The sequence below is a fragment of the Gillisia sp. Hel_I_86 genome, from assembly GCF_007827275.1.
In the GTDB taxonomy this organism is placed as follows: domain Bacteria; phylum Bacteroidota; class Bacteroidia; order Flavobacteriales; family Flavobacteriaceae; genus Gillisia.
Window position 1 is genome coordinate 631361 of record NZ_VISE01000001.1, and the last position, 21944, is coordinate 653304.

The following is a 21944-nucleotide window of genomic DNA, read 5'->3' on the forward strand; positions in this document are numbered from 1 at the left end:
ATTAATATTTAATCCATTTATACAATTCCTTATAGGTTGGTTTTTTACCATACATTAAAATTCCCACCCTATAAATTTTAGCTGCCAACCACACTACCCCTGCATTGGTAGCGAACAATAGGATTACAGAAATCGCCAATTCATACCACGGCACCCCAAAAGGAATGCGCATTAGCATTACGATTGGGGATGTTAATGGAATCATGGAAAATATGGTAGAAACTGTACCATGCGGATTTTCTATCACCGAGAAGAACCCCACATAGATCCCCAACATTAATGGCAAAATTATGGGGAACATAAATTGCTGGGTATCGGTTTCTGAATCTACCGCGGCACCTATAGCAGCGTAAATAGCACTATAAAGAAAATAACCTCCTATAAAATACACCAAAAATGAGATTATCAATGTGAGAATAGGCAAGTTGGTAATATCTATTATCAGCTGCTGCATTTCCCCGTTAGAAACCTGGTCTATATCCTGCATTTGCGGCTGTGCTTCCAATAAGTTCATTCCGGTAAGGGAGGAAGTTATCAATAAAAGAACGGTTCCTAAGATCACCCAAATAGAGAACTGGGTAATTCCCGCCAGGGAGGTTCCTATAATTTTCCCAAGCATCAGCTGAATGGGTTTTACCGATGATATTATAATTTCGATAATTCTATTGGTTTTTTCCTCAATAACGCTGCGCATTACCATGTTTCCGTAGATGATAATGAACATCATGAGCAAATATCCCGCTGCGCCTCCAAATATCATCTTTATATAATTGGACATTTTTGAGGTGCGCTTTCCTTCGAAATTTTCTATACGGATGTCTACCTGAGCCTCGGCCGCTTTAATTTGCGAAATATCCATGCCACGGGAAATAAGCTCTCGAGTTGTTAGGTTTTCTGAAATGGTTTGTTCTATCTGCCTTAAAATGCCAATAGATGGAGCTTCCTTGCCGAAAAACCGGATTGATTTGGCCAACTCAACATTACTCTTGGTATCTGGAATATACAATACCCCGTAATACTCTTTCTCTTTTACCAAAAGTTTGGCATCATCCAAGGAAACTGCTGATACATCCACAAAATCTATTTCTTCTTTATTCTCGAATTCGCCTTTAAATAAGCCACTATCATCTTTAACCGCAATAGTATGGGTTTCACTGTTGTTGAGCATACTTAGATAGGCAATTAAAGAAAACATCCCCACAAGGATCAAGGGGCTCAAAAAGGTCATTACAATAAAGGTCCTGTTTCTTACCCTTGCCAGATACTCCCTTTGAATAATTAATTTAAGGTTATTCATTTGTAGTAACGGTTTTAATAAAGATATCATTTACTGAAGGCACAACCTCTACAAAATGATTGACCCTGGATTTTGTGATTAAATATTGTAAAAGATCGTTTGGCGATTCGTTTGGTTTTATTTGAATGCTCAATTTTAAATCGTCGGAAAGTGATTTAAATTGTGCTTTCCCAATTTTAAAATTCCCTTTTAATTCAGATAACAACTCGTTTTCATTAAATGGATGCATTCCAACTTCAAAAGTATTGGTTTTATGTGCCCTTTTAATATCGTCTACTTTTCCGTCCAGCAATTTATTGGATTCATGGATCAATGCCATATAATCGCATAATTCTTCGACACTTTCCATTCTGTGTGTAGAAAACAAGATGGTAGCACCTTCTTTGCGAAGCTGTAAAATTTCATTTTTAATAAGGTCGGCATTTACAGGATCAAAACCACTAAAAGGTTCATCAAAGATCAATAATTTAGGGCGGTGAAGTACCGTGATCACAAATTGCACTTTTTGGGCCATCCCTTTGGATAGTTCTTGGATCTTCTTGTCCCACCAGTGCGTGATATCCAATTTAGTGAACCAGTAATCCAAACGTTCCTTAGCTTCGGCCTTGGTCAAACCTTTCAGCCTAGCTAAATAGAGCGCTTGTTCTCCCACCTTCATTGATTTATAAAGTCCGCGTTCCTCTGGCAAATACCCTATATGGCCAACATCATCTGGGTGCAATGGTTTCCCATCCAGATAAACCATCCCGCTATCGGGCATGGTTATTTGATTGATTATCCTAATAAAAGTGGTCTTTCCTGCACCATTTGGTCCCAGGAGCCCAAAAATGCTCTCTCTTGGGATATTGATGGAGACATTGTTTAGCGCAGTAAAATTTCCAAATTGTTTGCAAATATTTTCTGCAACCAGAAGATTATCCATAAAAGTCTATTATCTCGTAAATATATTGAAATAGCGCAGAAATGCTTTTATATCCTAAAAAATTTATTCACACTTGCCAACGCCGCTGTTTTAAAACAAAAACCCACCCTTAAATTAAAAATAAGGATGGGAAAAAAATTGCTATGAAAAAGAAAAAGTATCACTAAATTAAATTAGTGATACCCAAATATATAAAAATTATCTTAAAATTATCTTAATTATGAAAACATATCTTTTACCTTCTCAAAAAAAGATTTATCGCTTTTCTCTGGATTAGGCTGAAAATTATCATCATTGGCCATTTTCTCGAAAAAGTCTTTTTGCTCTTTATTTAGAACTTTTGGAGTCCAAACATTCACATGTACCAAGAGATCCCCTTTTCCATAACCATTGATATTCGAGATACCTTTACCACGAAGCCTCAATATTTTTCCAGACTGAACTCCTTCGTCGATCTTAATTCGCACTTTGCCAGACACCGTATCTATTTCCCTACTTGCTCCCAATGCTGCTTCGGAATAACTTATATAAAGATCGTAATGAAGGTTATCCCCTTCTCGTTGTAAAGTGGGATGTGCTTTTTCTTCAATAGCTACCAAAAGATCTCCTGGAATACCATTCCCCGGAGCTTCGTTCCCTTTGCCGGAAACTTTTAATTGCATTCCATCTTCTACCCCGGCAGGGATTTTAATGGTTACCGTTTCTTCTTTTACCTTAAGTCCATGAGCATCGGTATCTGCTGGCTTTTTATCTATAGTTTGCCCTGCACCCCCGCAAACTGTACATGGGGATGCTGTTTGCATTCTACCAAGAATAGTATTTGTAATGCGGGTCACCTGTCCTGTGCCATTACAAGTAGAGCAAGTTTTATAAGTAGTTCCTTCTGCCTGAACTTTACGTTTTACTTTTATTTTTTTCTCGGCACCATTGGCAATTTCTTCGAGGGTTAAACTAACCCTTATGCGCAAGTTGCTCCCTTTAACTCGTCTTTGGCCACCGCTACCGCCGAAACCTCCAAAACCAGAGAATCCGCCACTGCCGCCGCCAAAACCGCTTCCAAAAATATCGCCAAATTGGCTGAATATGTCATCCATGTTCATACCGCCTCCGCCACCACCGAAACCGCCGTCGAATGCCTGATGACCAAAACGATCATATTTAGCACGCTTATCGTCATTGCTTAGAATTTCATATGCCTCAGCAGCTTTTTTAAAGGTTTCTTCTGCCTTACTATCTCCTGGATTCTTATCCGGATGAAATTCTATGGCCTTTTTTCTATAAGCCTTTTTTATTTCTGCTGTCGTTGCGCTTTTGCTTAAACCTAATATTTCGTAATAATCCTGTTTCATTTTTTGATTTTTAGTAGTGACTTAATTTTGAATTACTTTCCTGTCACCACTTTTGGATAGCGAATAATTTTTTCTCCAAGTTTATATCCGCGTTCCACCACATCAACTATCTTGCCTTTCAATTTATCGGAAGGAGCTGGGATTTGAGTGATCGCCTCATGCATATCGGCATCAAACACATCACCTTGCTTCACGTTCATTGGCTCTAGGCCTTTATTTAGCAAAGTCTCATTAAACTTATTATAAATAAGCTCTACTCCTTTTAGCAAGTTCTTGTCTTTGGCTTTTTTGATTTCAAGCAGCGCTCTGTCAAAATCGTCTAAAACAGGCAACATAGCTGACACAACTTCCTGATTAGCGGTTCTAAACAACTCGATTCGCTCTTTAGAAGTTCTTCGCTTGAAATTTTCGAATTCAGCAAAAAGCCTTAAAAACTTATCTTTTTCTTTTTCAAGATCTGCTTTTAATCGATCGTTCTCTGATGGTTGCCCCCCCTCTTCAGCTTCCTCTACTTCTTCAATGGCTTCATCTATAAGCTCTTCTATCTGATCTTTGATGGATTCATTATTATTCTCGCTATTATTGGTATCCTTATGTTTATTCATAGTTGCGCAAAATTTGTTTTCAGTGAAAGGTCAAATTTGTTGCCATTCCTTTCAAAATGTCAAAATGTCATCTTCAAATTTTAATATTTATTTATGAGCAGTGCATTCGTCTTATCCATAATTTTGCACTTCATTAAAAATCAGGTTTAAATGAAGAAAACAATATTGAACATCTTTACAATTGCTGCAATAGGGTTGGCAACAGTTGGATGTAAAAACGAAAATAAAGAAGTTGAAACTACAGATGCTCGAGAAGTTGCAGATGCAACCATGGAGGCTGTGGCTTTTAAGGTGGACACTACTGCCTCTATAATTAAATGGAAAGGCCAAAAACCAACGGGAACTCACATAGGAACCATCAAGTTGACAGAAGGAACTTTTAAGGCCAATGATAGCATAATTGAAAGTGGAACTTTTGTTATAGATATGAACTCCATTAAAGATACAGATCTTGAAGGAGACGATAAATTGGACCTTGAAAATCACCTTAAAGGAACTGTAGAAGGTAAAGAAGGAGATTTTTTCAACGTAACCAAGTATCCTACCGGTACTTTTGAAGTTACTGGAGTTTCTGAAAAAGATGGGAAAACAATGTTGCAGGGTAATCTTACTTTAAAAGATGTTACCAAAAACGTTGAATTTCCTGTGACCATCAAAATGAATGGAGACACCTTGGAATTAACAAGTGAAAAATTCAATATAGACAGGACTAAATGGAACGTGAATTATGGTTCTAAATCTGTCTTTGATGGTTTAGGGGATAAATTCATCAACGACGAAGTTGAATTGGAGATCGAAGTGAAAGCGAAGAAAGCTTAATACATTCCTCGATATATGAAAAGAGGCTGCAAATTGCAGCCTCTTTTTGTTACAACAAATTCTCCAAGGCTTTTGTTAAATTCTTGTACTTAAAGGAAAATCCCGTGTTTTCTATTTTATCCGAACTCACTAACTGGCTGGATAAAACTACTGTAGACATATCTCCTAACGCCACTTTTAACGCGATGGCAGGTACATTTGGCAACCAAACATTTTTATCCAGTTGCTTGGCGATGCCCTCCATTAATTCATTGTTTGTAACAGGATTTGGGGCCACCCCATTATAAATGCCTTCAAGCCCAGTCTCCAAAATGTGCATATATAGGTTAGCAAGATCTTCTATATGGATCCAAGATTGCCATTGTTTGCCACTACCAAATGCGGCACCCAAATTAAAATCTGCAGGCTCTTTCATCTTTTGCAATGCCCCACCATCTTCTGCCAGCACCAATCCTGTACGAACTTTTGCAACTTTAATATTTAATTCTTTGAACTTATCGGCAGCCAGCTCCCATTTCTCCACAACCTCTCCCAAGAAAGAATCGTCCCGTTTTTCATCTTCCTCATTATATAAATTTAGATAAGAACTGGGATAAATACCCACAGCGCTGGCAGAAATAAATTGAGAAATAGAATGGTTTGTGGATTTTAGAGTATTGAACAACAAATTTGCTGTTACTACCCGGCTAGCTAAGATTTCCTTTTTATAACTACTTGTCCATCGTTTTGCAATACTGGCACCTGCCAAATGAAAAATGGCATCTACACCATCCAAGCAATGAGGATCGATTTCATAATTGGAAGGATCCCAATAAAAACCTTTAAACCCGGCTTTATTTTCAATTTTATCCTTGCTCGTGGTTAAATAATTAACTTCAAAACCTTTCGCCAAGCATTTTTTAGCGATTCTCGAACCAACCAAACCCGTTGCACCTGTAATAAGAATTCGCATATATTTTTATTTGCAATATAGATAAGGGGTTGCTTTATAGCTAAGAATTTCACTAGGTTTAACAGCAGTCCCTAAATATTTTTTGTTGCCCTTAACATTTCGCGCTTCCCTGGAGGTCCAGGCAGACGTTCGACTAAAAACCCTACTTCCAGCATTGCCCTTCTAACACTTCCCTTTGCAGCATAAGTTACAAGGACACCATTGTTTTTGAGTGCATTGTACATTTTTCTCAAAATTTCTACCGACCATAGCTCTGGTTGAACCCTAGCTCCAAAAGCATCGAAATAAATCAGGTTATACAACTGGGTATCTTCAATTTCCTGAAAAAACTTCTGCTGTTTGGTAAGTGAAAAATATTTTGTGATCTCTACTTTCTTTTCCCATTCACTTTCATGGATCTTATCAAAGAAACCTACTGCCAAAGGGTCTTTGATGATTGCACTGAAATTCAATTTTTCTACCTCCTCTTGAGCTACAGGATAAGCTTCTACGCCATTGTAATCAATACTTTTTTTTAAATTTTGAGCTTCCTCCCAAGTTACCAATGCATTTAGTCCGGTTCCGAAGCCAATTTCCAGGATTGAAATTTCGTGCAAATCTTCTCTTCTACTAATGGGGATTAATCCCATATCTATAAAAACATGTCTGGCTTCCTGCAAAGCTCCATGCTTGGAATGGTATTGCTCGTTCCATTCTGGAATATGAATGGTGGAAGAACCATCTCCCGTAATAATTATTTCTCTTTTCAAACCTTATTATATTTTGAAGCAAAATTACGTGAATAAAAGATGTCTAGAAGATTTTGAAAATGAAGCTTGTAAAAAATAAAAAGGCCACCATAATTGGAAGCCTTTTAAAAAAAAAATATTTATTTAACTAGCGAAAACTTTCTCACCTTTAGACTCTTTCTCTTTCAATTCTTTTACAAGATCTAGGGCATCAGGAACCACATCGCTACATAAAACTATTAAAGTTCCTTTACGAGCATGAGATACAGCATATATTATGGCATCCCTTTCTGAGGGTATAATTGTAATTTTCTTATTAGGGTCTTTCATTTTGATGCCGGTTTCCAGCATATTTATAAGTTCTTCTTCTGTTTTGCCCCTTAAATGTTTGTCCTGTCTAATAATTATTTCGTCAAACATATCAGCAGCAATGCTACCCATTTCATTATTATCTTCTACTCGCCTATCCCCAATACCAGCGATAATACCCACTCTAACTGTACATTCAAGTTTATCTGTGAATTTTTTGAGCGCACGCATACCTGCCGGATTATGGGCATAATCTAATAGGATTTTAAAATTTTCGAACTCAAAAAGATTTAGTCTCCCCGGAGTTTGTGCAGGAGAAGGTATAAACGTTTCCAAACCGGCTTTCATGTCTTCAATACTAATACCTCTTACATTAGCCGCTATTACCGCTGCCAATACATTTTGAACCATAAAATCTGCTTTGCCTCCATAAGTTAATGGAATTTCTTCAGCACGCATTATACGCATTTTCCAAGAACCTCTACAAAGCGTTACATATCCATTTTCATAAACGGCAGTTATACCCCCTTTTCTTTGTAATGCCTTAATCCTAGGGTTCTCCTCATCCATAGAAAACAGTGCTAAATTACAAGATAAATCTTTCCTCATTTCGTACACTAGATCATCATCTGCATTTAAAATAGCATAACCATCCGGCAGTACGGTTTCAGGTAAAACACCTTTAACTTTCGCTAACTGCTCTATGGTATGAATTCCTTTGAGTCCGAGATGGTCTGCAGCGACGTTGGTAACTATAGCGACATCGCAATGTGCAAAGCCAAGACCTGCCCTTAGCAAACCGCCTCTTGCACATTCCAAGACAGCAAAGTTAACCGTAGGATCCCTTAATACAAATTCTGCACTGGACGGCCCTGTACAATCGCCTCTCATTAAAAGTCTATTTTGGATATAAACCCCATCACTAGTTGTATATCCTACCCTATAACCTTTTAATTTAGCCATATGTGCAATTAGTCTACTAGTAGTTGTCTTACCATTGGTTCCAGTAATTGCAACAATTGGAATTCTACCAGTATTTCCTTGGGTAGGAAATAATTTATCCACCACAGGTGATGCTACATTTCTAGGAAGACCTGTTGTTGGTGCTAAATGCATTCTAAATCCAGGACCGGCATTTACTTCTAAAACCGCACCCCCGGTTTCAAATAAAGGTTGGCTGATATCGGTGGTCATAATATCGATTCCGCAGATATCCAGATCTATTATTTTTGAAATTCTTTCTGCCATAGATACATTTGCAGGATGAACAATATCTGTAATATCTTCCGCAGTACCTCCTGTACTTAAATTTGCCGTATCCTTTAAGACTAGTTTTTCATTTTTTGGAAGTACCGAGATCAAAGTATATCCGGCATCTTCTATTATTGTTTCTGTTAATTTATTTATTGTGATTTGCGTGAGTACCTTTTCATGTCCAAAACCTCTTCTCGGATCCCTGTTTACCTCTTTAATTAAATCTTCAATACTTGATTCTCCATCCCCAATTACATGGGCTGGAGTTCTTTTTGCAGCAGCAACCAACACATTATTAATCACCAATAATCTATAATCTTCTCCTGTAATATATTTCTCTACAATTACACGATTGGAAACTTCCTTGGCAGCATTAAACGCTTCTATTGCTTCTTTATACGTATGTATGTTTACTGTAATCCCTCTGCCGTGATTTCCATCTATAGGTTTAATTACCAATGGATAGCCCACATAATTACAAACCTTCTCGAGATTGCTTTCTAAAGAAAGAATCTTCCCTCTGGGTACAGCAATTTCAGCTTGCTCCAATAAATCTTTTGTATCTTCTTTATCGCATGCCAACTCTACTCCTATACTGCTCGTTTCTGAAGTTACTGTTGCCTGAATTCTTTTTTGATTGGCCCCATATCCTAACTGACACAGAGAATATTTATTTAATCTAATCCAAGGAATACCTCTACTTTCTGCTTCTTCAACTATAGAACCCGTGCTAGGTCCCAATCTTTCAGACTCCCTTAACTCCCTCATATGCTGGATATCTTTATCCAAATCGTAATCTTTAGCAGAAATTAAAGCCTTACATATTTCAACGGATGCTTTGGCAGCGTAACGACCAACACTTTCTTCCATATAAGAAAAAACCACATTATACACACCCTTTTCTCCATATCCCCTAGTTCTCCCAAAGCCGGTATCCATGCCTGCCAAGGTTTGAATTTCCAGCGCGATGTGTTCTATAATATGCCCCATCCAAGTACCTTCATCTACACGTTCAAAAAAACCACCCGGAGTTCCCACAGAACATCTATGAGAATACAAACTAGGAAACATCTTTTTTAACCGATCTGAAAACCCGGGAACTTTATTAGATGGAAATTCTTCCATCTTCCCTAGATCAAGTACCATTACTATTAATTTATGTCGGCGAACTGACCAATAGTTAGGACCACGCATCGCATTTATTTCTAGGATCTTCATTGTTATCTATTTATTTGATTTTTCCCTACTTGGAAAGAAATGTATTTTTGACTGTAATTTATGTATAGGTAAAATATTAAACTATTTTTACGCCAAAATTTAATTTTTAATTATGATTAAAGGAACTTTAATTCCCATTGGAGGGAATGAAGATAAAGGATTTCATAAAGCAGATAGGTTTCGACTAGATTATATTAGCCAGGGAATTTTGTCTAGGGTAGTAAAAGAAAGCGGAGGAAAAGATTCGAAAATTTTGGTGATCACTACAGCTTCTGGCATTCCAGAAATAGTAGGCAAAAATTATATTGATGCGTTTGATCTTTTGGGATGCCATAATGTGCAAACATTATTTATAGACTCTAAAATAGATGCTGACTTAGAGGAAAACCTTGAAATGTTGAAAAATGCCGATTGCATTATGCTTTCTGGAGGGAATCAGTCTAAAATCACAACTAAGATAAAAAACACACAATTTCACAAAATTTTATTAGAGCGTTACCAGAACGAAGAAATAGTAGTAGCAGGAACCAGCGCTGGCGCAATGTGCATGTCCATGGAAATGATCATAGGGGGAAGTAGTAAAGAATCGTTTATAAAAGCCGCTACTAAAATGCGTGAGGGAATGTCATTAATTCCAGAAATAATTATAGACACCCATTTTATTCAAAGAGGACGTTTTGGAAGATTATCTGAAGCCGTGGCGCGCTATTATGATCGTATAGGAATTGGGTTGGCAGAAGATACCGGATTGGTTATTAAAAAAGGAAACTATTGTGAGATAATTGGCTCAGGGATGGTCATTGTTTTCGATCCTGGAAAACTTACCCACAATAATTTTGATATCCTGAAAGATGGCACACCGCTTACCATGACAAATTTAATTACCCATGTACTTTCATCTGGGGATTGTTTTGATATCGATAAACGAAAAGTTAAAGTTTTGACCGTCGAAGAACATATGCTATAAAATATTTTTTTAAAAAGCTGAATAAAAAAAGTTGAAATAAGGTGTAAGAATATCCGAAGAACTGTAGTATTAGCAGATCTCTCAGAATTACACCTTAATGAGTGATTTAAACTTACCTAAACAAATTAATTGTGGCTTAAGCCTTGCTAATTTAAGATTGGTTGATTGTTCCAACGGAATCCGTCATTTGAATTGGCACTAATTTTCATATATTAAAACTTCCTCTATTCCAATAGAAGATTTACATGCCCTATACATGCCCTCTGTATTAAAGGGCATGGAAATATTGCCTTTTGCATCTACAGCAATTAAGCCTCCATCTCCTCCAATGCTTAAGATTCGTTTATTTATTACCTCGTTACATGCAGCTTCCAAAGACATGCCTTTATATTCCATTAAACAGGAAACGTCGTATGCAACGACCCCTCGTATGAAAAATTCCCCACTGCCCGTACAGCTTACAGCGCAAGTTTTGTTGTTGGCATAGTTCCCGGCTCCAATCATTGGACTATCACCCACTCTTCCCCACTTTTTATTGGTCATTCCTCCTGTTGAAGTAGCCGCTGCAATATTCCCATATTTATCACAGGCAACAGCGCCCACAGTTCCAAATTTGGAATCTTTTTTTACCGAATGGTCCAATTGAAAATTGTCGCTTCCCTTTAGATCCTGCCATTGGTTGTAACGAAGTTCATCATAGAAATACGATGCTGGCTCTAAAGAAAACCCATTGATTTTCGCGAACTCCAATGCGCCATCTCCTGCCAAAAAAACATGCTCGCTCTTATCCATTATATTACGGGCCAAGGAGATTGGATTTGCAATTCCTGTTATTAAGGAAACTGCCCCAGCTTGTAGTTTATTCCCTTCCATTATAGCTGCATCCATCTCATGTGTACCTTCAGCGGTAAAAACACTTCCCTTTCCTGCATTGAACAAAGGACAGTTTTCAAGGATGATCACGGCCTTCTCAACTGCATCTATGGAACTTCCTCCATTTTTTAAAACATCGTAGCCTTCTGTTAAAGCACTTTGCAAGGCATTTTTATAGGCCAATTCTTTTTCCTGGGTCATTTGACCTTTTAAAAGTGTGCCAGCTCCTCCATGTATTGCGATAGAAAATGTGTTCTTCATTATGTGTCTTAATTATAAAGGATTCGAAATTAATTAAACAATAAATGACTAGCTTTTATTTTAATCTTTAAACTGTTTGGGTAAATATATTAAATCCTATTTAGACTAAGCGGTGTGAAAAATGTCATTATTTAATAGAACTCCCATTCTCCCTATTAAAATTAATTATTCACCTTTAAGCATTTCAAACTAAACACTTGTTAAATTATTCAAATTCCCAACTTTGATTTTGTTTTTAATTAGGTAAATTTGCAAATACTAAAACCTAGATAATGAAAAACGATGCAACCATCGATATTGATATAAAAAGAGTCCCTACCTCTAAAATAGATTCAATAGATTTTGAAGATTTAAAATTCGGGCATATTTTTACAGATCATATGATGGCTTGCGATTATGAAAATGGATCCTGGCAGGCACCTAAAATAATGCCCTACGGACCTATTTCCATGGAACCTTCTGCAAAGGTTTTTCATTATGGCCAGGCGGTATTTGAAGGAATGAAAGCCTATAAAGATGATCAAGATCAAATCTGGATGTTTAGGCCAGAGGAGAATCTTAAGCGCATCAATAAATCTTCTAAAAGAATGGCCATTCCAGAATTTCCGAAAGATTACTTTTTTAATTCTTTGGAGGCCCTGTTGAAATTAGAAAAAGACTGGATTAAAAAAGGCTTTGGAAACTCGCTATATATTCGGCCTTTTGTGATCGCTACCGAAGCGGGGGTATCGGCTTCCCCAGGAACAAACTACAAATTCATGATTATTTGCTCTCCAGCAAAATCCTATTATACAGGAGAAGTTAGGGTGAAATTCTCTGAAAGCTATAGCCGCGCCGCAGATGGTGGTGTTGGTTTTGCAAAAGCAGCAGGAAATTATGGTGCACAATTCTATCCAACCCATTTGGCCAAGGAAGAAGGATATCAGCAAATTATCTGGACCGATGCAAATACACATAGATTCCTAGAAGAAGCGGGAACTATGAATATTTTCTTCAGAATAAATGACACTTTAATCACGACCCCTACCAACGACCGGATTTTGGACGGTATTACCAGAAAAAGTTTGATCACTTTGGCTGAAGAGAACGATATTAATATTGAAATAAGAAAAGTTCCTGTTCAGGAAATCGTAGATGCCGCTAAGAAAGGGACATTAAAAGAGATTTTTGGTACGGGTACGGCAGCAGTAATAAATCCAATTGCCGGATTTGGGTATCAAGGCGAGAAACATGAACTGCCAAAATTAACCGATTCTTATGCGAGTTACTTTAAAGATAAATTGATGAAAATTCAATATAATCTAGCTGAAGATAAGCATGGTTGGAGATATTTAGTGAAATAAATATTTTAAAACCCAATATAAAAAAGGCCTTAAATGTCATTCTGAACGCAGCGTAGCGGAGTGAAGAATCTCAACGTAATATTATTATCTCTCTTGAAAAGGGGGATCCCTCCTAGCGTTGGGATGACAATATAACAGAATTGCCATTCTGAAGGAAACGTAGTGAACTGAAATATCTCAATAATGTAGGTCATCCTGAATTCATTTTAGGATCTTAACAAAACATATTTCTAAATAACAGAAGCTGAAACAAGTTCAGCTTGACGAAGAAGTATAAATTCAGCGTCTATTCCCCATCGCCAATTTGGCGAAGACAATAATTATTTCAGGATGATGCAGATTTTATTTAAAAACAACTGAATTTATTTCTCCAAAATCTTCTGGATCTCAGGCTTAAAATAATTGGGGCCTTTAAGCACTTTTCCATCTTCTCTATAGATGGGTTTTCCGTTTTCCCCGAGCTTGCTCATATTACTTCGCTGAATCTCCTCAAAAACCTCTTCTATTTTATGTTGCATCCCATGTTCTATAATGGTGCCACATAAAATATATAACATATCGCCCAAAGCATCTGCCACTTCTGTAAGATCATTATTATTGGCAGCTTCCAGATATTCCTCGTTCTCCTCCTTCATTAAATTAAAACGAAGCATGTTTTTTGCCCCTCCAAGATCTGCGATAGGTTGATCATTCATTCCCAATCCAAAAGCGGTATGGAATTCTTGTACGGCTTCAATTCTTCTTTTCATTATAAATTGCGTTTTTAAAAAGTTAACTTTGCCCTAAAATAACAAAAATGTTTAGTACCGGACAATGGATTTTTGCTGCAATATTTTTTCTTTCGTTTGTAGTAGTAATAATCTTTAGTTATAGAAAAGATATCGCGATCCACAAAAAATACCACAAAGGCAGTTTATACGTCTTGCTTGGCTTTTTGATTTTTATTGGATTGTTGTTTGTGATAAAAGCATATTTAAAAAACTAATAATGGATAATTATATGTATAACCGTTTTCTGTCGTAAAAGTTCTATCGTCACCCTGAATTTATTTCAGGGTCTCAATATTTTAGTGGTTTACATTGAAATGAGATTCTGAAACTCCCGAACGGTCGGGACAGAATGACGTCATTTTTCAGTTTAGGATAATTTACTGCCAAACAAATAATTACTAAAAAGCCCCGATAACTTTAGATTATCGAGGCTTTTTTCAATCTATTAAATTTTGCCTACTCTACCGGTACAGCAACTTCTTTATTCATTTTCAAAAAATGGTAGTTTTTAGTATACTCCATCATTTGAGATGCAAAATCTTTAGGCTGTGTAACCTTTAAAGCTTTGATCTCATTGTTATCATCCATTTCTGCAACCAATACCGGATTTACAAATCCACTATAAGGAGGAGATTTAAACTGTGCATTCCTATCCAGAACTTCTTTGTGGATCTCTTGATCTACTTTTACTCCGTAGTTTTCTACAAGATTCTTTGCAGCATTAAAATCACCCTCAGACTTGATTCTCTGTGTTTCTTTTAACAACTCTCCAAACAATTCGCGTAAACGCTCATAATCCTTGATGTCGAAATACGTTTTTCCATCCCTGGTAACTTTTTCTATAACTCCTTCTTTTTGTCCTTTTTCGAAAACCCAAGCGCTTACCCATTGTCTATTACGCATATGGGCTTCTTCTACATCATCCCCAATTTTCAATCTTCTTAACTGGGTCATTAGTCCATTTCTAATATAACCATCGTATGCAGCCATTCCAGTTTTCTTCCAATCATCGGTCAAGCCCAATTCCTGGATTTTTGGATCCATTAAGTAATAAAGCCCAACAAGATCTGCTCTTCCTTCTTCCATCGTAGACGCATAATTCTTTAAGGTTTCTTTGGTTTCTCCAACTCCGGGATTCAATTGCCCGGATGCATGACCTACAACCTCATGAAGCGCTGTATGCAATTTATCGGCATTTTTTCCATATTCTTCTTCTAATGCAACTTCCTCTTCATCATTGGCAAATTCCTTTAACACACCAGAACTTCCAGCGTTGTTATAGGCTTCAATAATGTTACCTAAAGAAACAGATTTACTTCCATGAGCGGCCCTAATCCAGTTTGCATTGGGTAAATTCACACCAATTGGCGTACTAGGCGACGCATCCCCAGCTTCTCCGGCAACTATTACTGTTTTATAGGTTACTCCAACAACAGATTTCTTTTTGTGTTCTGGCATTAATGGCGAGTTATCTTCAAACCATTGTACGTTGTCTTCTAAAACCTTCATTTTTTTGGACATTTCAAAATCCTTGATTTGCACAATAGTTTCGTAAGATCCACGGTATCCCAAGGGATCGTTGTATACTTCAATAAAACTGTTGATGTAATCTATATTTCCTTCGGTGGCTTCAACCCAAGCAACATTATAGTCATCCCAAGTTTGAAGATCCCCTGTATTATAATATTTAATCAGCAACCCAAGTGCATTTCCTTGCTTTTCATTTTCAGCAACACCTTGTGCTTTCTCTAACCATTTTACAATTTCATCTATGGCTGCACCATATAATCCACCGCTTTTCCAAACTTTTTCTACCAGTTGTCCTTTTTCCTTAACCAAAGTAGAATTCAAACCATAAGAAAGTGGCTTGTCTTTATTTGGGGAAGATTTCTTTTTATAGAATGCTTCGGCCTCTGCGGCAGTTACATCTGGACCATAAAAATTGATGGCAGATCCTTTCAATAAACCTTTGGACGGATCTAAGTTCACTTTTTTAGCATCCTTATCGTTAAAGATCACCTCATAAGGCTCCCCTGTAAGTTCTGTTTTGGTTTCAGCTAAAAGCATATCAAAATATTCTTTGCCGAATTCAGGCTTTATCTTATCGTTAGCATAATGGTGGTGGATCCCATTAGAGAACCACACTCTTTTCATATACGTTTCAAAAGCATTCCAATCTGAAGCATCTTTATCTCCAGCATAGGTAGCATAGATGTTTTCTAAGGCATCCCTAATTTCCAGATTGTGTCTATAATTCTGGTCCCACATAATATCACGGCCGCTTAATCCAGCTTGTGTAAGGTAGTACACCAATTTCTGCTCTTTAAGCGTTAAATCCTCGAACCCGGGAATTTGATATCGCAAAATTTTGATGTCAGCAAATTCTTCTACCTTGTAATCAAACTCAGTTTCGGTAGAAGTTTCCACCTCAGCAATCTCTTTATCCTTATCATCATCCTTGCAGGAATACAATAAAGAAGACATTAATACTAATGCCATAATGAATTTAAGTTTCATATATTTCTGTTTAATTTTCCTACAAATGTAGCAATTAGCAGCTTGATATTTAACTATATTAGCATACTGAACCACATTAACACCCAATTTTAAATGAAAATTTTAAAATATTTATTCTTTTTACTGCTCATTGTGATCATTGCAGGAGCTATTTATGTAGCTACCAAAGATGGAAATTATCAAGTGGAGGAAACCGCAGTTATCCATGCTCCGGTTCCAGTGGTCTTTAATGAAGTAAACAACTTTAAAAATTGGGATCAATGGGGACCATGGATGGATGATTCAGATGATATCATTATTAATTATTCTGAAAAAACGATAGGTGAAAATGCCAGCTATTCCTGGAAAAGTGAAGAAATGGGTGATGGTTCTATTAGAAACACAAAGGTAATTCCAGACTTGGCAATAGAACAGCAACTAATTTTTAAATCTCCTTATGGGGAATCTCAAAGTGATGTGTATTGGGATTTTGTTGAAGTGGAAGAAGGCACAAAAGTAACTTGGGGAATCCAAGGAAAGCAAAGTTTTATGGACAAACTTGCATTCACTTTTATGGACAAAAGTTTTCCTGAAATGATACGCCCGATGTATCAAGAAGGTTTAGAAAAATTGAATAGCGTTGTACTGGAAAAAATGAGCAGCTATTCTGTAAATGTCGATGGAATTACCACTCACGGGGGAGGATTTTATATGTACTCCACTACGGCCACCAAAATTTCCCAGATCCCGTCCAAGATGCAAAAAATGTTGGCAGATGTATCTTTATATATGGAACAAAACAATATCCCTTCAATGGGAAATCCTTTTGTACTATATAACAATTGGGACGAACAAAATAATTCGGCTATCTATTCCACCGGATACTTTACACCAAGTTTAATTATAACGCCTACCGAAAGCACCGTTTTAAACGGGATGATGCCAGTGCAAAAGGTTGTAAAGACAACCTTAAAAGGAGATTACAAAAACTTAAAAGAAGCTTGGGATGCTGCTTATAAATATACCCAGGAAAACAATTTGCCAGTAAATCCAAATAGTCCCGCTTTCGAAGTATATTCAATTGGTCCGGATAAATCCCCAAATCCTGCAAATTGGGTGACCGAGATCTATATTCCGCTTTTGGAAGTTGAAGAACCTACCTTGTAAACTATATTCCTTTAAATGAAAGCGATCTTAATGGTTTTTTTAGGAGGGGGATTGGGAAGCGCATTACGCTTCGTGATATCGAGGGTTTTAAATAAATCTGCACTGGACATCCCATTTGGCACTTTTACCGTAAATATCTTGGGAAGCCTTTTATTGGGATTAATCCTTGGAATCTCCCTAAAATCTGGTGCCTTTTCCAACAATACCATGTTATTTCTCGCAACCGGCTTTTGTGGCGGCTTCACCACATTTTCCACCTTTAGTTATGAGAATCAGGTGTTTTTAAGGACCGGCGATTACTCTAGCTTTGCAATTTATTCTTTAGGAAGCATCGTAGCCGGGTTCGCCGCAGTATTTTTGGGCTTGTACCTTTCTAAATTGGCCTAAACTATTTCTTGTGCTTCTTTACACCCACAGGAATAGCGACAGAAATCTCATTTTCTAAAGGAGGGATAGAACAAGAATATTTACCGTTGTAGGCACAGTAAGGGTTATATGCCTTGTTGAAATTAAGTGTAATGGTATTTCCTGTAGGAATACGCAAATCCAGATATCTTCCACCACCACCATAACTGGTTTCCCCATTGGTAGCATCTGTAAATGGAACAAAAAGATAATCCACATAGCCCGGTTTGGTTATCAACTCCTGGTTTTGATAGCTATTTAACTTGAATGATTGCCCTTCAAGATCAAAATAAGCCTCTCCGTATTTCACATATATCGGCATCCTGTTGGTAGTGGTGGGCATGGCAAAAGGAGGTTCTGCAGGGGTCCTTAGAAATTCTGCTTCAATCACGTAGGTAGTATCAATATCAAAAAACTCCAAGGCCTTAAATTTTTTCAGGTCTTCTGAAGTCAGTGGGGATTCTTCTGGATTTGCAAATTCTGAATTTAAGTGCTCTTGAAAGGCAACAATATCCTCCACTTTTGAAATATCCTGCGCAACAAGTAGCGAAATATTCAAAATTAAGAACATCGAAAAAAACAACTTTTTCATCTTCTTAAATTTAGAATACAAAAATGGGGAATTTTATTTGAACTATACTTTTTAAGCTTTTCGCAAAATTCAGGTATTGTTTGTCCATAAAGTATCCTAAACTGAAAAATGAGGTCGTTCTGTTCCGATAGCTGTCGGAATTGTTTCAGAATCTCATTTTCAATGTAAATCAATGCAAAATTGAGATCCTGAAATAAATTACCATTGACGTATTTTTATTTATTTGTGAATCCAAGACCCTGAAACCAGTTCAGGGTGACGATGGGGAATTGTCGTCATGCTGAACTGGTTTCAGCATTACGACAATTTACTACGCTGGATAATTTTTTTATCACGGGTCTCAGGGTGACAAAAAAACTTTTAGGACAGAAAACGTATATACAAAATTCAGGTTTAGCCAGATCAATTCACCTAAATAATTGAAGCTTTATTTTAAAAAATTTCTTTGAAAAATTTAACTAATTTTGATCCCTAACCAATCTAAATGTTTCAAAAAATCTTCCGTTCTTATGTAGACTCCTTTAGCGATTTACGGCGGGAGGTTTGGCTGCTTGCGTTAATAACCTTTATTAACAGGGCCGGTACCATGGTAATCCCTTTCCTTTCTCTATACCTTACAAAGAGCCGTGGGTTTTCCCTGGAAGAAGTTGGGTGGATCCTTACCTTTTTCGGACTTGGGTCTGTAACCGGATCCTGGCTGGGTGGTAAATTAGTGGACAGCATTGGGCATTACAAAACAATGGCAGGAAGCTTACTTATCTCTTCGGTGCTTTTTGTTCTCTTACAATTTCCAAGCTCCTTTTGGGGAATTTGTCTAGGGATCTTTTTGGTAATGGCGGCTGCCGATATTTTTAGACCTGCCGTTTTCGTGGCAATTAGTGCCTACAGCAAACCACAAAATAGAACGAGATCTGTAACCTTAATTAGATTGGCGATAAACTTGGGTTTTTCTGCTGGTCCGGCAATTGGAGGATTGATAATAGCTAGTGCGGGATATAGCGGTTTATTTTGGGTAGACGGAATTACCTGTTTACTTGCAGGGATCTTATTGCTTAAACTATTGCACCCTAAGAAGGCAGTTGAAAATATTAGAGAGGTGAATTTGAATCCACAAGGAGTGCTAAAAGATTTTCCCTACTTAATTTTTATAGCAGCCATGGTTTTGTTCGGGTTCATATTCTTGCAATACTTCTCTACAATGCCTTTGTTTTATGCCCAACAACATGGACTCACAGAATTGGAAATAGGGATTTTATTGGGAATGAACGGGTTTTTAATTTTCCTTTTGGAAATGCCATTGATAAAACATCTTGAAACTAGAAAAACAACAGCGATCTTTCATGTTATCGTTGGGACAATATTGGTAGGCCTAAGTTTTGTGGCGGTAAACCTTACAGGCTGGGCAGGAATTTTAGTTATAGGCATGCTCTTAATGACCATTGGGGAAATGATTGCTTTTCCCTTTTCCAATACGTTTGCATTAACTAGGGCAGACAAAGGCAAACAAGGCTCCTATATGGCATTATATAGTATCGCGTTTTCCTTGAGCCACATTTTTGGTCATAACTCTGGGATGCAATTGATCAGTAAATTTGGATATGTATTTACGTGGAATGCAATGATTACCTTAGCTACGGTAGCTTGCGGATTCTTGGTTTATTTGGGATATTTATTAAAAAAAGAAAAACTAGCCAGTAGCTAGTTATCGCTTGGAATATTGTAATACTTTGATTCTCCCAAATACTTTTTCACCAACTCATTAAACTCAGGGCTTAACTTGAGATCCAAAGTTCCAGGGATATCATATAATTGTTCCAGATCATCATATCCAGTTATAAGAAGGTCTTCTAAATATAATAGTGCAGTATAGTAATCCCCATCTTGAGCACTCAAAGAAATTATTGAAAAGTATCCTTCCGGATTCTCTTTATCGAATATAGTACGAAGTATCGAAACAAGGATCAATCTATCTATTCCAAACTTGGCTAGCTTTAATTCTTCAAATCTCCTTTTGGTATAGGTTTGTAAATAATCCTCTAATCTATAACTTAGTTCAGATTCGGCTGTTATTTTACTGTTTTTTAAAGAGTCTATTTCTTTGTATTGCTGCGCCCACCAACCTATATTTTCAAAACTTTTCAAAACAAGATCTTCTTCAATCAAGTATGCATATTGATAGCGCAAATCCTGTTCTTTTATTTTTGCTGAATTATATTGAGAACGCTGTTCTTTATAAATGGACTCCCTTCTAATTTCTTTCTGAAGGTCCCGGATTTCATCTTTCTTATCGAAATATTTATATTTGTCCCGCATGAGTTTCAGCAACTCATAAGCTTTATAAAAATTTAGTTGTCGCCTCCAACTTTCTGCAGTAGCTAATTCAGATTCGTATAAATTATTTACCATTTCAGCATCCTTAGGCTGGCTGCCATCAAGCATTGCTTCCAAAGTAAAAGTCCCTAACCCGTGTGAAATTAATTTTGCCGAAGGCCACATTCCCTCATCTTCATAGTTATAAATGAACTTTTTATAATCTAGGATTTTAAATAAATTAAAGCTTTCGTTGAAATTATTATATGAATCACTTTTATAGCTTGCAAAACCTATTATAGAATATTTGTTAGTGTTTTGAACCAAAAAATCCTTGTTCATCCAAATATCCTCCACAACCACAATGCCTTTGATTTTAGGATACACAGCTGGTAAGGTACTTGCTACATGTGCCCCTTGGCGCAAGCCTGCGGCATAAACCCTTTTTTCATCAATCGGAAAATTCAATAACACCTTCTCTAAGAGCCTAACAGCAGTTTCTAAATTAGTTGCCAAAGAATCATTTCTGGAAATATTATTAGAGGCCACAATTAAATAGCCTTGCTCATTTGCAGCCTGACTAAAAAGTCTAGCTGAACTTATTCCCCTTCCTTCTGGATCGAACACAAAAACAATGGGCCACTTTTTATCACTTGAATAATTGCTGGGCAAATACATTGCAAAACTTTCAGAAATACTATCATTTATTGGCAAACTATCTATAGCAGCGCCTTTTCGAAGCGATAGTTCTTGTGCAAAAAGCAATTGTAATGGAAAAAAGAGGGCTAAAAGTCCCATTTTTATAGGAGAAGTGAGTTTCATACTTCTAAATTAGTGCAATTAAAGGAAATAAAAAAGACCACATCGCTGCGGCCTGATTCAATTTGTAGGGTAATTTTGTTGGATATTATTTCTTGACTCTTTGTAATCTAATCCCTTTACCATCCGAGAAAAATATTTTTGAAATTAATGCAACGATCAATAAATCGGCAAAAATCAAAAACAATACCCTCACAACTTCAATTCCAAAGAAATTACCTCCCGCAAACCCAAGCAATCCTGTTACTATAGTCATTATAAGGAAATGTAAAGTATAATTTTTCATCGTGTTCTTATTTTTTTTCAAAGATAACTGCTTAGTAGTCGTACAATTACTAACTAAATTACAATTGAGATATATTTAACTAAAAAAGACTATTTTAATAGTTGTAGTTTTCTCCAGCATTGTTTGGAAGTCTTCCCCGCAGGGGAGGATTTAGGAGGGATGGGAAGGTGATTGTTAAAGATAATCCCATATTAAAATAAAA

Annotated in this window: 19 protein-coding genes; 6 read left to right on the top strand and 13 right to left on the bottom strand. The window is 36.9% G+C overall.

Going from position 1 to position 21944, the window contains the following annotated elements; genetic code table 11:
- Nucleotide 1 precedes the first annotated feature (1 nt).
- The 4 genes from JM83_RS02725 to JM83_RS02740 all read right to left on the bottom strand — a co-directional run bounded on the left by JM83_RS02725 (nt 2) and on the right by JM83_RS02740 (nt 4173).
- Complete coding sequence (locus JM83_RS02725; protein ID WP_144959145.1) at nt 2-1297, bottom strand: ABC transporter permease; 1296 nt, start codon at nt 1295-1297, stop codon at nt 2-4.
- On the bottom strand, nt 1290-2219 hold the full coding sequence (locus JM83_RS02730) for an ABC transporter ATP-binding protein (RefSeq protein ID WP_144959146.1): 930 nt from the start codon (nt 2217-2219) through the stop codon (nt 1290-1292). The genes JM83_RS02725 and JM83_RS02730 overlap by 8 nt, the downstream gene beginning before the upstream one ends.
- A 218-nt stretch (nt 2220-2437) precedes the next feature.
- A complete protein-coding gene (gene dnaJ / locus JM83_RS02735; protein ID WP_144959148.1) occupies nt 2438-3568 on the bottom strand; it encodes a molecular chaperone DnaJ in 1131 nt (376 codons plus the stop codon).
- A 32-nt stretch (nt 3569-3600) separates the two neighbouring features.
- Nucleotides 3601-4173, bottom strand: a complete 573-nt coding sequence (locus tag JM83_RS02740; protein WP_144959150.1) for a nucleotide exchange factor GrpE — start codon at nt 4171-4173, stop codon at nt 3601-3603.
- Nucleotides 4174-4323: 150 nt separating this feature from the next.
- Between JM83_RS02740 and JM83_RS02745 the strand changes: the two genes are divergently transcribed.
- Nucleotides 4324-4992, top strand: coding sequence for a YceI family protein (locus JM83_RS02745; RefSeq protein WP_144959152.1), 669 nt, complete (start codon nt 4324-4326; stop codon nt 4990-4992).
- 49 nt (nt 4993-5041) lie between these two features.
- Here JM83_RS02745 and JM83_RS02750 read toward each other — a convergent pair whose 3' ends face one another.
- From JM83_RS02750 to cphA, 3 genes are all read right to left on the bottom strand, one after another.
- Nucleotides 5042-5944 (bottom strand): TIGR01777 family oxidoreductase, encoded by a 903-nt coding sequence (locus tag JM83_RS02750; protein ID WP_144959154.1) that lies wholly within the window; start codon nt 5942-5944, stop codon nt 5042-5044.
- A 71-nt stretch (nt 5945-6015) separates the two neighbouring features.
- Nucleotides 6016-6693: a tRNA (5-methylaminomethyl-2-thiouridine)(34)-methyltransferase MnmD gene (mnmD, locus tag JM83_RS02755; RefSeq protein WP_144959156.1), complete on the bottom strand. Its 678-nt coding sequence runs from the start codon at nt 6691-6693 to the stop codon at nt 6016-6018.
- 123 nt (nt 6694-6816) lie between these two features.
- Complete coding sequence (cphA, locus tag JM83_RS02760; protein WP_144959158.1) at nt 6817-9453, bottom strand: cyanophycin synthetase; 2637 nt, start codon at nt 9451-9453, stop codon at nt 6817-6819.
- Nucleotides 9454-9565: 112 nt separating this feature from the next.
- On the opposite strand from cphA, the gene JM83_RS02765 reads away from it, so the two are divergent.
- A complete protein-coding gene (locus tag JM83_RS02765) occupies nt 9566-10420 on the top strand; it encodes a cyanophycinase (protein WP_144959160.1) in 855 nt (284 codons plus the stop codon).
- Nucleotides 10421-10618: 198 nt separating this feature from the next.
- On the opposite strand, the gene JM83_RS02770 is transcribed toward JM83_RS02765, so the two are convergent.
- Complete coding sequence (locus JM83_RS02770) at nt 10619-11554, bottom strand: isoaspartyl peptidase/L-asparaginase family protein (protein WP_144959162.1); 936 nt, start codon at nt 11552-11554, stop codon at nt 10619-10621.
- 272 nt (nt 11555-11826) lie between these two features.
- Between JM83_RS02770 and JM83_RS02775 the strand changes: the two genes are divergently transcribed.
- Nucleotides 11827-12897: a branched-chain amino acid aminotransferase gene (locus tag JM83_RS02775; RefSeq protein ID WP_144959164.1), complete on the top strand. Its 1071-nt coding sequence runs from the start codon at nt 11827-11829 to the stop codon at nt 12895-12897.
- A gap of 362 nt (nt 12898-13259) precedes the next feature.
- On the opposite strand, the gene JM83_RS02780 is transcribed toward JM83_RS02775, so the two are convergent.
- Both JM83_RS02780 and JM83_RS02790 read right to left on the bottom strand, forming a co-directional pair.
- Nucleotides 13260-13646 (bottom strand): nucleoside triphosphate pyrophosphohydrolase family protein, encoded by a 387-nt coding sequence (locus JM83_RS02780; protein WP_144959166.1) that lies wholly within the window; start codon nt 13644-13646, stop codon nt 13260-13262.
- 477 nt (nt 13647-14123) lie between these two features.
- Nucleotides 14124-16184, bottom strand: a complete 2061-nt coding sequence (locus JM83_RS02790; RefSeq protein ID WP_144959170.1) for a dipeptidyl-peptidase 3 family protein — start codon at nt 16182-16184, stop codon at nt 14124-14126.
- A gap of 93 nt (nt 16185-16277) precedes the next feature.
- Between JM83_RS02790 and JM83_RS02795 the strand changes: the two genes are divergently transcribed.
- Nucleotides 16278-17330: an SRPBCC family protein gene (locus JM83_RS02795; RefSeq protein ID WP_144959172.1), complete on the top strand. Its 1053-nt coding sequence runs from the start codon at nt 16278-16280 to the stop codon at nt 17328-17330.
- A gap of 15 nt (nt 17331-17345) precedes the next feature.
- The gene (gene crcB / locus JM83_RS02800) at nt 17346-17717 is read left to right on the top strand and encodes a fluoride efflux transporter CrcB (RefSeq protein ID WP_144959174.1); all 372 of its coding nucleotides are present in this window, start codon (nt 17346-17348) and stop codon (nt 17715-17717) included.
- A gap of 1 nt (nt 17718) precedes the next feature.
- Here crcB and JM83_RS02805 read toward each other — a convergent pair whose 3' ends face one another.
- Nucleotides 17719-18327, bottom strand: coding sequence for a DUF1684 domain-containing protein (locus tag JM83_RS02805; protein ID WP_144959176.1), 609 nt, complete (start codon nt 18325-18327; stop codon nt 17719-17721).
- A 484-nt stretch (nt 18328-18811) separates the two neighbouring features.
- On the opposite strand from JM83_RS02805, the gene JM83_RS02810 reads away from it, so the two are divergent.
- Entirely contained in the window at nt 18812-20029 is a 1218-nt protein-coding gene (locus JM83_RS02810; protein WP_144959178.1) for an MFS transporter, read from the top strand.
- Here the strand turns inward: JM83_RS02810 and JM83_RS02815 are convergent.
- A complete protein-coding gene (locus JM83_RS02815) occupies nt 20026-21459 on the bottom strand; it encodes a hypothetical protein (protein WP_144959180.1) in 1434 nt (477 codons plus the stop codon). The genes JM83_RS02810 and JM83_RS02815 overlap by 4 nt on opposite strands.
- Before the next feature lie 85 nt (nt 21460-21544).
- Entirely contained in the window at nt 21545-21742 is a 198-nt protein-coding gene (locus JM83_RS02820) for a DUF1328 domain-containing protein (protein ID WP_261376320.1), read from the bottom strand.
- Nucleotides 21743-21944: the final 202 nt, after the last annotated feature.